Origin of the sequence: Vulcanococcus sp. Clear-D1, from assembly GCF_014654725.1 — a bacterium.
Taxonomy (GTDB): Bacteria; Cyanobacteriota; Cyanobacteriia; order PCC-6307; family Cyanobiaceae; genus Vulcanococcus.
Genome location: NZ_JACVZV010000015.1, coordinates 347,525 through 362,124 on the forward strand (window position 1 = coordinate 347,525; position 14,600 = coordinate 362,124).

Below are 14,600 nucleotides of genomic sequence, written 5' to 3' on the forward strand. Positions count from 1 at the left end.
GGTGCTCAGAAGATCTCCGCGGGATCGGCATCCGCCAAGCGCCGCATGGCCAAACCAGCGGAGGCCATGCACATCACCAGGATCATGGTGAACACGGTCACCGCGCGGGTGGTGTCCATAAACACAGGCAGTTGCGTGGCACTGCGCACCAACAGATACAGCCCCTGACCCGCGGCGTAGGCCGGCAGGTATCCAAAGGCCGCAAGCAGCAGCCCCTCACGGGCCACCACACCCAACAGGCTGATCAGGTTGTATCCCATGGCCATCAAGGTGGCGTATTCCGGCAAGTGATCACTCACATCGGAATAGAGCACCTGGTACACGATCACGCAGCCGACCACAAAGCCCATAGCGGCCCCCAAGGTGAAGATGAAGCCAATGGACGTGCTGGTGCGCCAGTAGTTCTGCTCGAAGTCAATGAAGCCCTGCTTGGTGAGCACGGTCACATCGCTGGGCAACTGCGTCTGAAGCCGCTTGGCCACCGCGGCCGGATCACTGCCTGGCTTCAGCCGGATCAGCCCCACTTCAATGCTGCCTGGGGGCGTATTGGGCAGCAGCTCGAGGAAGGTTTCAGAGCTGGTGAGCAGGTTGCCGTCGGCGCCGAACGACGTGCCCAAGCCCACCAGACCAGCCACGCGCACCCGCTTGCCAGCGATCTCACTCTCCACGGTGCGACCGGCCTTGAACCAGGAGGCCACCGGGCCAAACTCCGGGCGTGATTGCTCATCAAACAGAACACGGCCCTTCTGGGTAAGCAAACGGGCTTTCGGCGCCAGGCTGGGATCGGTGAACAGGGGGTCGTTGGGCTCAAAGCCGAGGGTGAGGATCGAGCGGGTGCCGCGGGTTTCTGGGTTACGCCAGAGCAGCAGGTTCCAATGCACCGGGGTGATCCCTTCCACCTCCGGCGCGGCCATCGCCTGCACCAGGCGCCGCTTGGGAAAGCCCGCCATGCTCACCGAGCTGGTGGAGCGCGGACTGATCAGCACCAGATCGGCATCAAACAGCCGATGAATGGTGACGCTGGCATCAAACAGGCCGTCGCGAAAACCCAGCTGCATGAACATCAGGATTCCCGCGAAGCTGATGCCTGCCAGTGCCACCGCCAGCCGCACGGGCTGCCGGGTGAGCAGGAGCAACGACAGGGGGATGCCGCGGCGCTGCCAGAGGCCAGCCAGCCAGCGTTGAACCGTGAGGGGCTGAGCGCGCACAGGCTCGAGGCTCACGGGGCGAAGCGGGCGATCACCTTCAAACCGGCCAGATCGTGAACCTTGCCCGCATCAGATGGATCCAAGGCCAATCGCACTTCCACCACACGCGCATCAGCGTCGCCGGTGGGATCGGTGGAGAGCACGGCCCGCTGACGCACCTGGGGCGAAATGCGGATCACGCGTGCCTGGAGGCTGCCGCTGAAACCACCGTTTTCACTCACCAGCGACACAACTTGACCCAGCTTCACGCGGTTGATATCGCTTTCGTACACCTCGGCCACCGCTTCCATCTGATCGCCGGCACCCAGCTCGAGCACACCGTCGTTGGCGGGGCGCTCACCGGGGCGGCTGTGAATCTTCAGCACCGTGCCCGCCAGTGGAGCGCGCAGCTCGCTATCCGCCAAATCCACCTGCAGGCCCTGGCGCTGGGCCACAGCCTCCCGCAGTTGGCCCTGGAGCTTCACCAGCTCATCTTTTTTCTCCTCGAGAAGCACCATGGCCGCCGCGCCTGAGGTGGCGGCGCTCTGGTAGCGCTCCACCTCACGGGTCTGCATACGGATCTGCACCTGCAGGCTGGTGATTCGTGCTTGCAGCGCAGCCAGATCTGCCACCAGTTTCGGGCGGCTATCAAACGTGGCCAGCAGTTGGCCCTGCTTTACGCGCTGGCCCTCTTCCACAGCCAGGCTGAGCAGGCGCGGACTTCCCCCCATGGCACTGGTGGGAGCTGCCAAGCGGCGCACATCGCCGGCGGGCTGGAGGGTGCCGAGTGCCGACACGGCTTCAAGCCGCGGCGCCGTAGCTGTAGCCGGGACAGGAGCCGGCACTTTCGGAGTCGACCGGCGGGACACAGCCACAGCCAGCACCACAACCAGCAAAGCGCTGCCGGCAATCAGCCAGGGACGACGCATCAGACCAGGGGCAGAGGATCGTCGAAGAGGAGCTCCTCGATGTAGCGGTCCGCCCAGACTGGATTGAAGGCCTTCTCCAGCACCCGCCTGGTCTTGTCGTTGCGCTTCTGCTGCCGGCAATAGGAGAGCTGCCCTTCGTGCCGTTTCACGGTATCCGGGTGGTCGATCGGCTGCGGCTGAGCCGCCCGGCATGCCGTGCTGAGCACCTGCAGAAAGTCGCCCACGACACTGATGAACTGCTGCTCTTCCTCCCCAGTGGCTGGGCGAACGAAGCGCACATAGGGAGAAAAAATTGAGCCCCACTCCGGCAGCTCTCGCTCCTGGCTGAAGCTGCGCTCTGGCAAGGCGGAAAGCCCCTGGGCCACGGCTTCGGGCAGTGCACCGGTCACGGGCGAGAGATCCACGATCGCAGCAGAGACCACACCCCGGCCCGCCACGATGTCGGCACCGAACACCGGCAGGTCGTAACGGGGGTCGGGGAAATACACGCAGTGCAGGATCTGCAAACCGGCTCCCAGGCGAGCCGTCTCAAGGTGGAGCTTGCGCAGGCCCTGGCACTGGCGCAGCTCATTGCGAATGAACAGCGCCTCGCCATCGAGGCTGCCACTGATCGCCTCGAGCTCTGGATCCACAGCCAACGGCTGCAGACCTGGCAGGTGATCCCAGCTTTGGCGGATCTGATCAGCCAGTGCATCCACCAGCGGATGAATTCCCAAGGCGGCTGAACTCATTGGGGTTCCTGGGAAACAGGCTGCCGATCCTGACAGCAGAATGAACCTTCAGACACAGCACTCGATCCGTTGCCCGCGTCGCCTGGTCCCTCGACCCCGCCCCTGCCGGACCCGCGGCGCCACCAACTCGAAAACGGCGTGAGCCTGGTGCAGATCGAGCTGCCCGAGGCGCCGGTGGTGTGCCTTGATCTCTGGTGCCGGGCCGGTAGCGCCTGTGAAGGCGAGGCTGAATCCGGGTTGGCGCACTTCCTCGAGCACATGGTGTTCAAAGGAAGCGAGAAGCTTGAGGCTGGTGAGTTCGACCTCAAGGTGGAGGCCCTGGGGGGCAACAGCAATGCCGCCACCGGTTTCGATGATGTGCACTATCACGTGCTGATCCCGCCCCAGGCAGCACCTGAGGCGCTGGATCTGCTGCTGGATCTGGTGCTGCAACCACGCCTCGATGGCGGCGACTTTGCGATGGAGCGCCAGGTGGTGCTCGAAGAGCTGGCCCAGAGCGAAGACCAACCTGAGGAGGTGGCATTCCAGGAGTTGTTGCGCCAGGCCTGCGGCACCCATGCCTATGGGCTGCCGATCCTGGGGAGGCGGGAGGCCCTGGAGGCCCATACCCCCGAAGCGATGGCCGCCTTCCATCGGCGGCACTACCGGGCCGATCGCTGCTGCCTGTCTGTGGCCGGGCCCCTCGCAGGCCTCGAGCTGGAGACGCGCCTAAACCAATCCCCCCTGGCTGCGCTCCAACCCTCGGAGCCGCTGGCGCCAGTCCCCAACTTGACGTTGCAACCCGGCCGCGATCGGATCGAACTGGCGCGGCTGGAGGCGGCGCGGCTGCTGATGGCCTGGCAGCTGCCGGGTGCCGCCGATCAAGACAGCGTGATGGGCGGCGATCTGCTCACCACCTTGCTGGCAGAGGGTCGGCGCAGCCGGCTGGTGGAACAGTTGCGGGAGCGCCTGCGCCTGGTGGAAAGCATCGATCTCGACCTCAACGTGCTCGAGTCGGGCTGCCTGGTGCTGCTGGAGGCGGTGTGCGATCCCGAGCAACTGCCTGCGGTGGAGCAGCAGGTGCGCCAGGTGTTGCTGGAGTTGATCGAGCACGCGCCCAAGCAGGCGGAGCTGGATCGGGCCAAACGGTTGGTGGGCAATGGCTACCGCTTCAGCCTGGAGGTGGCCGGCTCGGTGGCCGCGATGGTGGGCAATAGCCAGTTGTGGGGCAGACAGCACAACCTGCAGCGCCCGCTGGAATGGCTCGAGGGTTGGAGCAGCGAGCGGCTGAGCCGCGACGTGATTCCCTTGCTGCATCCCGATCAGGCCTTTTGCCTGCAGGCGGTGCCGGCATGAAGGAGCGCGCTGTGCAGCAACGGCTGCTGCCGGGCGGATGCCCGCTCTGGCTGATCGATCGGCCCGGGGCCGGCATCCTCTCGGCCAAGTTGTGGATGCGGGGGGGAAGCAGCGGCGATCGAAGCGGCCAGCGCGGTGCTGCCCAGCTGCTGGCCGGGGTGTTGAGCCGCGGCTGCGGTGATCTCAGCGGTGATGCCCTTGCCGATCTGGTGGAGGGTTGCGGCGCCGGCTTGCGCTGTGAAGCGGCGGAAGACGGCACCTTGATCAGCCTCAAGTGCGCCAGCAGCGATGCCGAAGCCCTGCTGCCGCTGCTGTTGCTGATGGTGCGGCGGCCGTGGCTGGTGGACGACCAGATCGATCTGGAGCGTCAGCTCAATCTGCAAACGCTGCAGCGGCAGAAGGAAGACCCGTTTCAACTGGCCCACGACCAGCTGCGCGGCCTGCTTTACGGCGATGGACCATATGGCCACGATGCCCTGGGCGTTGAAGCCGACCTCAAAGCGATCGGCCGGCCGGAGCTGGAGCTGCTGGCGCGCAGCTATGGCCGCTCAGGCGCGGTGCTCGTGCTGGCGGGTGAGCTGCCTGCCGAAGCCGAAGCGTGGCTGCTCTCAGGCCTGAACGGCGAGGCATGGCCCTGCAGCGAGCCGGAGCGCAAGGCTGGCCCAACGGGCCTGAAACAGCCAAGGCTGGCCTGCAGCAACGACGACACCGAACAACTGGTGCTGATGCTGGGCGCCAGCACCACGCCCCTTGGGGCCCCCCACGCCCTGGCACTGCGGCTGCTGCACTGCCACCTGGGGGTGGGCATGTCGAGCCGGCTGTTCGTGGCGCTGCGTGAGGAACATGGCCTCGCCTACGACGTGGGCGTTCACTACCCGGCCCGGCTTGGAGATGCCCCCTTTGTGTTCCATCTCTCCACCAGTAGTGATCGGGCAGCGGAAGCCACCCGCGAGCTGCTGGCCGAATGGCAACGACTGCTGGATCAAGCGATCAGCGCCGCCGATCTGGAGCTCGCCCTGGCCAAGTTCCGCGGCCAGGAAGCCCTCGGCCGGCAGAACAGCAGCCAGATCGCCGATCGCCATGCCCTGGTGTTGGGCCATGGGCTGCCCTTTGATTTCGCCGACCGCAGCCTGAACGAGGCCGCTGAGCTCTCCCCTCAGCAGCTGCTGGAGGCAGCACGGGAGCTACTCGCCCAGCCGAGCCTGAGCCTGTGCGGCCCCTCGGCAGCGCTGCAGCAGGCCGAGGCGGTGTGGCAGTCCCACAGCCTCAGTGGTGGCGTCAGGAGCTGATGGCCTCGAGCTGCCGGGCCTCCAGCAAAAAGGTGCCGCGGCGGAAGCGCACAGCCAGCTGCTCCAGGGCTCGTAAGCCCACCACCTCGCCCTCCTCCTGGGCATCCACCAGATCGGGCGGGCGCAGCATCGGCATCGGATCTGCGCTCTTGAGATAGGAGGGCAGCTCGCGCAGGCGCACGCGGCTGCCAATGGCGAAGGGCATGGCCGGCGATGCGGGGTCGGTCATGGCGACACAATCGCTTGCAAGGCTTCCACTCTCCTGCAGGATGGGGCGAGCGACTGGCCCTCCGTGCGAGCCCTCACCAACTGGAGCGGTGCCCTCGCCGGCCTCTTGCTGATTGTGTGTGGCGGCTTGGTGCAGGCGGCCCTTCCCGGGCTTGGGCCCACGGGGTTCAGCCTGATCCCGCTGCCAATCACCCTGCAGGTGCCGGCGCTGCTGCTCACCGCCCTGGTGTGTGGTGCCCGCTCCGCCATGTTGGCGGGCGTGGCCTACATCAGCCTTGGACTGTTTCAACTGCCTGTGTTTCAGGCCGGTGGCGGCGTGAACTACCTGCTCGACCCTGGCTTCGGCTATCTCGCCGGTTTCCTGCCGGCGGCCTGGCTCACGGGCCGTTTGGCCCGCCAAAACGGCATGGACAACCTGCTGAGCCTCGCCGGCGCCGCCATGCTCGGGCTGTTGGTGCTGCAGCTCTGCGGCCTTGCCAATTTGTTGTTGGGTGGCCTGGTGGGGCGTTGGAACGGCGCCCTGCCCCAACTGCTGATCAGCTACAGCTTTGGCCCGCTCGTGCCGCAGCTGCTGTTGTGTTGCGCCGTGGCCGTGCTCGCCCTGGGCTTGCGGCGTGTGCTGCTACTGGAGTCATGATCCGCCCGGTGTATTTCACCGCACTGGCGGTGGTGCTGAGTGATCAACTGAGCAAACTCGTTGCGCTGCAGCAGCTCAGCGGGCGAGGCGTTCAACCCTTGCTGCCAGGTCTGCTGCAGCAGCGGTTGGTGTTCAACACCGGCGCGGCCTTCAGCATGCTGGAGGGCAATGCCTTTGGCCTCGGACTCGTCAGCGCCGCGGTGGCCGTGGGCCTGGTGCTCTGGATTCAGAGCAGCGGGACCCTCAGCCGTTGGCAGAGCCTTGGGCTTGGGCTGCTGTTGGGTGGAGCGATTGGCAACGGGCTTGATCGCTGGCGGCTCGGCAGCGTGGTGGATTTTCTCGAGTTCGTGCCGGTGCAGTTTCCGGTGTTCAACCTGGCTGACACCGCGATCAATCTGGCGGTGGTCTGCCTCCTGATCGATCTGCTGCGCCGCCAGGATGGGCGTCATGACCGCCCGGCCCGCTGAACTGAGCTGGACCACCCTTGGCCAGGGCGAACAGCGCCAACAGCTCCAGCCCGGCACCTACCGCATCGGCCGCGATCCAGCTGCCGAACTCTCCATCCAGGCTGCCGGCGTCAGCCAGCAGCACGCCTTGCTCGAGTGGGTGGCCGGCCACTGGCTGCTCACAGATTTGAAGTCCACCAACGGGCTGTGGTGGCGTGGGCGGCGGATCCAGCAGCTGCTGCTCTGCGATGGCGATTGCATCCGCCTGGGACCAAGCGGCGCGGAAGGAGCAGCCGAACTGGTGTTTCATCAACCGGCGCAACGGCCCTGGCGGCTGCTGCGGCAGTGGGGAAGCGCCTCTGCCGCGCTGCTGGCCGCCGGAGGGCTCGCCCTGATGAGCGTCGGCCGGCTGCAGGTTCCGGTGGGAGCGGGCCTGGGAGCCAGCCGCGGGCCGCTGCTGCTGTTCGATGGAGCCGATCGGCCGTTGATCTCTGCCGAGTCGATTCAGCACCGCGAGCAGAACGATCTCAGCCGGTATCCAGCGGAGCTGATCAGCGCCCTGCTGGCCAGCGAGGACAACCGCTTCTGGTGGCATCCAGGCATCGATCCGATTGGTACGGCCCGGGCCCTGCTCACCAATCTCAGCGGTGGGCGTGTTCTTGAGGGGGGAAGCACCCTCACCCAGCAGCTGGCACGGAGCGTGCATCCGGAAACGGTGGGTCGCGGTGACACCTTCGGCCGCAAGTGGCGCGAGCTCTTGGTGGCGCTGCAGCTGGAGGCCGGCAACAGCAAGCGGGATCTGCTGCTCAGTTATCTGAACCGGGTGTATCTGGGAGTGGGTTGGGGCTTTGAAGACGCCGCCCGGGACTACTTCGCCAGCCCGGCCAGTGCGCTAACCCTCGAGCAGGCGGCGCTGCTGGTGGGCTTGTTGCCGTCGCCAAACGGCTTCGATCCCTGCACCCAACCGGAAGCGGCACTCGGTTCCCGCAATCGGGTGCTGCTGAAGATGGTGGAAGCAGGGCGGCTCAGCCAGCAGCGGGCCAGACGTGCCAGGCGGCAACCCCTGCAGCTGGCACCCCAGGCCTGCGGCGCGGGCCTGCAACAGGCCGCTCAACCGCTGCCCTTCTATACCGACCAGGTGAAGCGCGATCTGGAGGCGCTGCTGGGGGCGGATGTCGCAGCGGAAGGGAATTTCCTGGTGAGCACCTACCTCGACCCACTGCTGCAGCAGGTGGTGGAGCGGCGCCTCAGCACCTTGCTGCGCTCCAAGCTGGGGCCCCAGCAGGGTGCGGTGGTGGTCATCGACAGCCGCAACGGCGGCATCCTCGCCATCGCCGGCGGCCGCGACTACAGCCAGAGCCAATACAACCGGGCCAGCATGGCCCTGCGCCAACCGGGCAGCACCTTCAAGCTCTTTCCCTATCTCGCAGCACTGGAGCTCGGCCTTCAACCCAGCGATCGGGTGAGCTGTGGGCCACTGGAATGGGGCGGGCAAGTTTTTCGCAGCAACTGCGGCGGCAGCCTGAGCCTGGAGCAGGCCATGGCCAGCTCCAGCAACACAGCCGCCCTACGCCTGGCCAGGCGCGTAGGCCTGGATCGGGTGATCGAAACCGCCCGCAAGCTCGGCATCACCACACCCCTGGAGGCCGTGCCCGGCCTGGCTCTCGGGCAGGCGGAGGTACGCCTGGTGGAACTCACAGGCGCCTATGCCGCGGTGGCGAACCAGGGCATCTGGCATCCGCCCAGCACGATTCGCCAGCTCACCGATGCCGAACAGCAGCGCAGTCGCGTCAGCCAGCCGCAGGGCCAGGGGACAGGTCCGGGACGGCGCGTGCTCAGCGAAGCCCAGGCCCGCCAGATGCAGGCGATGCTGCGGGCCGTGGTGCGTTCCGGAACAGGTCGCGCCGCACGGCTCGGCGGCGACGAATGGGGCAAAACCGGCACCACCAACAACGGCCGGGATTTGCTGTTCATCGGGGCTGAACCCAGCCGCCACTGGGTGATGGGTGTGTGGCTCGGTAATGACGACAACACCCCCACCGGATCCAGTAGCGCCTTGGCGGCAGAGCTCTGGGGCGAGATCATCCGCTCAGCCGGTCGAGGCAGCCTCGATCGCGGTATCACCCTGCGCTGAGGCCCGGCACCTGTGAAAGCTCCTGCACGGCTCTGGCTCTGGCTCGGTGGCGGCCTGCTGGTGCTGGTGGTGTTCACCGCTGTGCTGCAAGCGATCAACAACCTGATCTGGCAGTTGAGCTACCTGCTGCCGGCCTGGCTGGTGGGTCCCTTCACTCTGCTGCTGTTTGGCAGTGGTGCCTTGCTGATCGCCCGGGTGGCATGGCCTTGGCTGGAGGGCTGGCGCCGCAAGCGCCATGGGAGCAGCGCCGGAACACCCTCCCCCGCCGCGGCTCCGCACAACCGCCAGGAGGCTGCGCAACAGCAGCTGCAGGCTGTGGATCAACTGCTGGAGCGGATCCGTGATGCCGTGCAACGGGAGGCCTTGCAGCAGGAACGCGAACGGGTGGCCGCCGAGCTGGAGCGCGGCGACCTGGTGTTGGTGGTATTTGGCACCGGCTCCGCCGGCAAAACCTCGTTGATCCGAGCGTTGTTGAAGGATGTAGTGGGACGGGTGGGTGCCGCGATGGGGTCAACCGATGCCTGCGTGAGTTATCGGCTGCGCCTGCAGAACCTCAACCGCGGCATTCGCCTGGTGGATACCCCCGGCATCCTTGAAGCCGGCGATGCAGGCCAGCGCCGTGAACAGCTGGCCCGCAAACAAGCAGCGGAGGCCGATCTGCTGCTGCTGGTGGTGGATGGAGATTTGCGCGCCGCCGAGCAGGAGGTGTTCGTGGCGCTGGCGCAGCTGGGCAAGCGGCTCTTGCTGGTGCTCAACAAATGCGACCTGCGCGGCAGCGACGAGGAGCGGCGCCTCCTGGCCCTACTGCGTCGCCGTTGCCAGGGGCGCATCGCCCCGGAGGATGTGATCGCCGCCAGCGCGGCACCGCAATCGGTGCCGATGCCGGGCGGCAGGCCGCTGCAGCCCGAGCCTGAACTCGATGCGCTGCTGCGCCGGATCGCCCAGGTGCTGCACAGCGATGGCGAAGAACTGATCGCCGACAACATCCTCATGCAGAGCCGCCGGCTGAGCGAAACGGGGCGGCGGCTGCTCAACGACCAACGCCAGCAGGATGCCGAGGCGGTGGTGGATCGCTACAGCTGGATCAGCGCCGGAGTGATCGCCGCCACGCCCCTACCCGGAATCGATCTGCTGGGGGCGGCGGCGGTGAATGCCCAGATGGTGATGGAAATCGGGCGCATCCATGGGGTGAGCCTCAGCCGCAGCTCCGCCCAGGAGTTGGCGGTGTCGGTGGGGCGCACCCTCGCGAGCCTGGGTGTGATCAAAGGGGGGATGGGGCTGATCAGCGCCGCGCTCAGCCTGAACCTGCCAGCCTTGGTGCTGAGCCGCGCCGTGCAGGCCGTGGGTGCTGGCTGGCTCACGCGGGTGGCCGGGCGCAGCTTCATCACCTACTTCCAGCAGGATCAGGATTGGGGTGATGGCGGCATGCAGGAGGTGGTGCAGCGCCAGTACGACCTCAACCGCCGCGATTCAGCGCTCAAGGCCTTCCTCAGCGCGGCCTTCAGCCGAGTGGTGGAGCCGTTGCAGCGTCAGCAGAAGCAGGAGCAGCTGCCACCGAGGCCAGAGGGGAAGCGCTAGCGCCGAGGCCCATGGCCTCCGGTGGTGGTGGCAGCAGAGGGCCCCGGGAATCCAGCACGGTGATCAACACCAAATAAGCCACTGCAATCAGGATCGAGATGGCACCCGTCACGATGGCCACCCAGCGGCCGCGGGTCTGGGGTGCAGTCATGCGGTGGAATCAGCGAAGGGATTGCGGTGCAGGCAGGGAAGCCGCCACGACATCGGCCACAGCTTCGAGCTGGGCGACGCCGGTGTGGGGATTGCCCAGCACAGCCTTGAGGTGATGTCGACCCTGATACAGCGGCCTCGACAGCATCAATTGGCGTTCGAGCAGGCGATGGCGTGTCTGCTGCGACCAGTTCTCCGCCTCCGGAGCACTGAGGTGCCGGGGGGTGAAGGCCAACAGGTGCAGCGGGCCGCTGCGAAGCTCCAAGGGCAACGGCTCCAGCAGGGTCTGGAGCTGCTGACGACGTTCGATCGCTCCGCTGAGCACCTGGTCGATGCCGTTCAGCCCCAGCTGCCGCAACCCCAGCCAGAGCTTGAGCACCTCAGCGGGGCGGGTGCCCTGCAAACCGCACTCACCACCGTGGGCCTCTGCCCAGCTGGGCTCCATGTAGGGCAGGCCGGTGGCAAAGCAGGAGGCCAGCGCATCGGGCTGGCGCAGCAGCAGCAGCGAGGACGTTTTGGTGATGCCCAGTAGCTTCTGGGGATTCACCGTGAGTGAATCGGCCCGTCCGAGACCCTGCACCAGGGCGGCGTGCTGGGAACTGAGCCCAAACACAGCCCCGATGGCCCCATCCACATGCAGCCAGATCTGGCGCGCGCGGCAGAGGGCCGCAATCGGCCCCAGCGGATCAATCGCACCGCGCACGGTGGTGCCGGCGGTGGCCACCACGGCCAGCACTGGCTGGCCAGCCGCTGAGGCCGCATCGAGCTGCGCGGCCAGCTGATCCACCTGAAGGCAACCACCACCATCCACCGCCACTGGCCGCAGGGCCGATGGCGGCAGTCCCATCACCGCCAGCGCCTTGGCGATCGAGACATGGGCATCCGCGCTGCAGAACACCAGCGCCTCCTGTGCGCCAAGCAACTGCCGCTGCTGGCGCGCCACCACCAACGCCATCAGGTTGCTGAGGCTGCCGCCGCTGGCGGCCACACCACCGGCTTGCGCGCCAAGGCCCAGGCGTTCAGCCATCCAGGCACACAGGATGCGCTCGAGCCGCGAGAGGCTCGGCGAGAGCTCTTCCGCCAGCAGGTTGTTGTTCAGGCCCGCGCAGATCAGATCCGCTGCAACCGATGCGGTGAGTGGGGGCGGGTCCAGATGGGCCATTGAACCCGGATGCACCGGGTTGAACGCCCCATCCATCACCAGCTGGAGATCGTCGAGCAGGGCGAGTGGATCCAAACCATCCGCTGCCGGTGCCACCTCGGGCAACACGCTCAGCAGGGGCAGGGGCGAGCGCTGGCTGGAATCCCCCCACCAGCGGCAGAGCTGATCGCTGGCCTGCTTCAGAAACGCCAGAAGATCCGCATCCAGCCGTTCAGGATCTGGAAAGAGCGGCAAGGAAGGCGCGGCCGCTGGCTCGTGCTGAGGGGCTGGAGCCAAGGGGGCGCCACAGGGTTCGCCCATTCTCACCAATGGCGGGATGGGATCAGGCGCTGGCATTGTGCACAGAGCGTGGGCGGATGTTCTGGGGCCGGCGGAGCAAATCCTCTGGATGCAGAGGCTGTTGAGGCGCGCTGAGCTGGTGGGCCAGCAGGGCGAGATTCCCGTGGCCGCCGTGATCGTGGATGGGAAGGGAAGGGCCGTGGGCTGGGGCAGTAACCGGCGGCAGCAAGACCAACAACCCCTCGGCCATGCCGAGCTGGTGGCGCTACAGCAAGCGGCTCGCCTGCGTGGCGATTGGCGCTTCAACGACTGCACCCTGCTCGTCACACTGGAGCCCTGCCCCATGTGTGCAGGAGCCCTGGTGCAAGCGCGGGTTGGCCAGGTGGTGTTTGGCGCCCATGACCCCAAACGGGGTGGATTGGGCGGCGTGCTCGATCTGAGCACCAGCCCCAGCGCTCACCACCACATGAACGTAGTGGGTGGCGTGGAGGCAGAGGGCTGTGCGACTCAGCTCGAACGCTGGTTCAGGCGGCGGCGGCAGCAGCGACGGGAGCAGCGCTGCGGAATGCGGGAAGCTCCTGCTCCAGCAGGTTGAGCAGCAGATCCACGTTCTCTTCGCGGCTGTTGTAGCCCATCAGGCCGATGCGCCAGACCTTCCCGGCGAGTGCCCCAAGGCCACCGCCCACTTCAATGCCGTGCTTGTTGAGCAGGTGGAGCGTGAAGGCCTTGCCATCCACACCCTCGGGGATGCGCACGGTGGTGAGGGTGGGTAGGCGGAGTTCCGCCGGTACATGGCACTCCAAGCCGAGCGCTTCCAGACCCGACCACAACCGCTCTGCGTTGCGGCGGTGACGCTCCCAAACGTTCTCCAGACCTTCTTCCGCGATCAGGCGCAAGGCCTCACGCATCCCGAAATTCATGTTGACCGGGGCGGTGTGGTGATACACGCGGTCGCTTCCCCAGTACTGGTTGAGCAGGCTCACATCGAGATACCAGTTCGGCACCTTGCCGCTGCGGGCTGCAAGCTTCTCCTCGGCGCGGGGTCCCATGGTGAAGGGGCCCAGGCCCGGAGGGCAGCTAAGGCCTTTCTGGCTGCAGCTGTAGGCCAGATCCACCTTCCAGTCATCGAGGAAGAGGGGAACCGCACCCAGGGAGGTAACGGTGTCGAGCAGCAACAGGCAGTCGTACTGGCGGCAGAGATCACCGATGCCATCCATCGGCTGGCGCACACCGGTGGACGTTTCGGCGTGCACCATCGCCAGGATCTTGGGGCGATGTTCCTTCAGTCCGGCCTCGATCTCGTCGAGGCTGAAAGCCTCGCCCCAGGGCTTTTCAATCGTGCGCACGTCAGCGCGGTAGCGGCCGGCCATGTCTTGCAGGCGCAGGCCGAAGTAGCCCTTCACGGCCACCAGCACGGTGTCACCAGGCTCCACCATGTTGGCGATGGTGGCTTCCATGGCTGCCGAGCCCGTGCCGCTCATTGGCAGGGTGAGGCGATTGTCGGTCTGCCACACGTAGCGGAGCAGCTCCTGAACCTCACCCATCAGGGCGACGTAGAGGGGGTCCAAGTGCCCGATGGGCGTGCGGCTCAGGGCCTGCAGCACCGTGGGGTGAGCGTTCGAAGGACCAGGACCCAGCAGCAACCGATCCGGTGTCGCGATCGGAGCGAGGTTCAGACGATGCCGATCGGACACTGAAGGAGTGGTGCTTGCCAAGGCCTAGAGGGGTCTGTGGGGTGGAGCCTACGCAGTCGTGGCGTGGCGGATCAGCGGGCGCGAACGTTGTTGTCAGCCAGACCGCGGCAGAGGTGCTCAAACGGTGCACGCACAACAGCGTTGAGCTGATCGGCGCTGGCCACACCGGCATCCAGGAGCAGCTCGCACACCACATCCGCCATCAGGGCGATGCTGCGCACGGTGGGGCCGGTGGGCACACCCAGGCTCTTGTAGGTGTCGTCGAGTCCGTTCAGCACCCGCTCGTTGAGGATCGTGCTGTCGTCAGCCACCAGGGCGTAGCTGGCATAGCGCAGGAAGTAGTCCATGTCGCGCAGGCAGGCGGCCCAACGACGGGTGGTGTAAGCGTTGCCGCCAGGAAGCAGCAGCTCCGGATCCGACTGCCAGAGGCGCTGGCTGGCTTCGCGCACGATCTCGGCGGCTTCACGGTTGATCAGCTCAACGGCGCTCAGACGGAGCTGCGCTTGAGAGAAATAGATGGCAATCCGGTCGACCGCATCACGATCGAAATAGCGGCCCAGCTGGTCGTACCGACCGATCAGACCGGTGATGGCATCGCGCATGGCGTGAAGGATCGACGCACCTGAGCCGGAACGTAGCACCTGCAAACGCCCAGATCCCTTGCCATTGCATGGATCTGATCAAGTTGACAGAAACGGTTACGCAAGCGAATCCACCCTCACCAGTCGTCGGTTTGGTTACACCTGATACACAGAGATGGTCAGGCTGCTCCGTACGGTCCCGCGAGCCCGGTTCCAGGCGGGCTTCCTCTCAGCCTCCAA

14 protein-coding genes are annotated in these 14,600 nt (G+C 66.3%); 7 read left to right on the plus strand and 7 right to left on the minus strand.

Features of this window, described 5'->3' with window-relative positions; all coding sequences use genetic code 11:
- Positions 1-5 precede the first annotated feature (5 nt).
- The 3 genes from devC to H9532_RS06200 are packed head-to-tail and all read right to left on the minus strand — an operon-like array spanning position 6 to position 2,847.
- Positions 6-1,175: an ABC transporter permease DevC gene (gene devC / locus H9532_RS06190; RefSeq protein ID WP_296366669.1), complete on the minus strand. Its 1,170-nt coding sequence runs from the start codon at positions 1,173-1,175 to the stop codon at positions 6-8.
- A gap of 44 nt (positions 1,176-1,219) precedes the next feature.
- Positions 1,220-2,116, minus strand: coding sequence for an HlyD family efflux transporter periplasmic adaptor subunit (locus H9532_RS06195; protein WP_296366529.1), 897 nt, complete (start codon positions 2,114-2,116; stop codon positions 1,220-1,222).
- A complete protein-coding gene (locus H9532_RS06200; protein ID WP_296366530.1) occupies positions 2,116-2,847 on the minus strand; it encodes a phycocyanobilin:ferredoxin oxidoreductase in 732 nt (243 codons plus the stop codon). Before H9532_RS06200 ends, H9532_RS06195 begins: the two co-directional genes overlap by 1 nt.
- A 69-nt stretch (positions 2,848-2,916) precedes the next feature.
- On the opposite strand from H9532_RS06200, the gene H9532_RS06205 reads away from it, so the two are divergent.
- Both H9532_RS06205 and H9532_RS06210 read left to right on the plus strand, forming a co-directional pair.
- The gene (locus H9532_RS06205; protein WP_296366532.1) at positions 2,917-4,182 is read left to right on the plus strand and encodes a pitrilysin family protein; all 1,266 of its coding nucleotides are present in this window, start codon (positions 2,917-2,919) and stop codon (positions 4,180-4,182) included.
- Positions 4,179-5,471, plus strand: a complete 1,293-nt coding sequence (locus H9532_RS06210; protein ID WP_296366533.1) for a pitrilysin family protein — start codon at positions 4,179-4,181, stop codon at positions 5,469-5,471. Before H9532_RS06205 ends, H9532_RS06210 begins: the two co-directional genes overlap by 4 nt.
- Here H9532_RS06210 and H9532_RS06215 read toward each other — a convergent pair.
- Complete coding sequence (locus H9532_RS06215; RefSeq protein ID WP_366664528.1) at positions 5,461-5,700, minus strand: DUF3148 domain-containing protein; 240 nt, start codon at positions 5,698-5,700, stop codon at positions 5,461-5,463. The genes H9532_RS06210 and H9532_RS06215 overlap by 11 nt on opposite strands.
- A gap of 63 nt (positions 5,701-5,763) precedes the next feature.
- Between H9532_RS06215 and H9532_RS06220 the strand changes: the two genes are divergently transcribed.
- From H9532_RS06220 to H9532_RS06235, 4 genes are read left to right on the plus strand one after another with little or no spacing between them, the layout of a single operon-like run.
- Entirely contained in the window at positions 5,764-6,336 is a 573-nt protein-coding gene (locus tag H9532_RS06220; RefSeq protein ID WP_296366535.1) for a biotin transporter BioY, read from the plus strand.
- The gene (gene lspA / locus H9532_RS06225) at positions 6,333-6,803 is read left to right on the plus strand and encodes a signal peptidase II (protein ID WP_296366537.1); all 471 of its coding nucleotides are present in this window, start codon (positions 6,333-6,335) and stop codon (positions 6,801-6,803) included. The genes H9532_RS06220 and lspA overlap by 4 nt, the downstream gene beginning before the upstream one ends.
- Positions 6,784-8,916 carry a transglycosylase domain-containing protein gene (locus H9532_RS06230; RefSeq protein WP_296366539.1) on the plus strand — a complete coding sequence of 711 codons (2,133 nt, stop codon included), beginning with the start codon at positions 6,784-6,786 and terminating at the stop codon, positions 8,914-8,916. Before lspA ends, H9532_RS06230 begins: the two co-directional genes overlap by 20 nt.
- A gap of 12 nt (positions 8,917-8,928) precedes the next feature.
- Positions 8,929-10,494 carry a YcjF family protein gene (locus tag H9532_RS06235; protein WP_296366541.1) on the plus strand — a complete coding sequence of 522 codons (1,566 nt, stop codon included), beginning with the start codon at positions 8,929-8,931 and terminating at the stop codon, positions 10,492-10,494.
- A 160-nt stretch (positions 10,495-10,654) separates the two neighbouring features.
- Here H9532_RS06235 and H9532_RS06240 read toward each other — a convergent pair whose 3' ends face one another.
- Positions 10,655-12,106: a pyridoxal-dependent decarboxylase gene (locus H9532_RS06240; RefSeq protein ID WP_296366543.1), complete on the minus strand. Its 1,452-nt coding sequence runs from the start codon at positions 12,104-12,106 to the stop codon at positions 10,655-10,657.
- An 88-nt stretch (positions 12,107-12,194) separates the two neighbouring features.
- Between H9532_RS06240 and H9532_RS06245 the strand changes: the two genes are divergently transcribed.
- On the plus strand, positions 12,195-12,680 hold the full coding sequence (locus H9532_RS06245; protein WP_296366671.1) for a nucleoside deaminase: 486 nt from the start codon (positions 12,195-12,197) through the stop codon (positions 12,678-12,680).
- Here H9532_RS06245 and H9532_RS06250 read toward each other — a convergent pair.
- Entirely contained in the window at positions 12,610-13,779 is a 1,170-nt protein-coding gene (locus H9532_RS06250; RefSeq protein WP_296366673.1) for an alanine--glyoxylate aminotransferase family protein, read from the minus strand. The two genes, H9532_RS06245 and H9532_RS06250, sit on opposite strands and share 71 nt — an antisense overlap.
- 71 nt (positions 13,780-13,850) lie before the next feature.
- Positions 13,851-14,381: an allophycocyanin subunit beta gene (locus H9532_RS06255; protein WP_296366545.1), complete on the minus strand. Its 531-nt coding sequence runs from the start codon at positions 14,379-14,381 to the stop codon at positions 13,851-13,853.
- Positions 14,382-14,600: the final 219 nt, after the last annotated feature.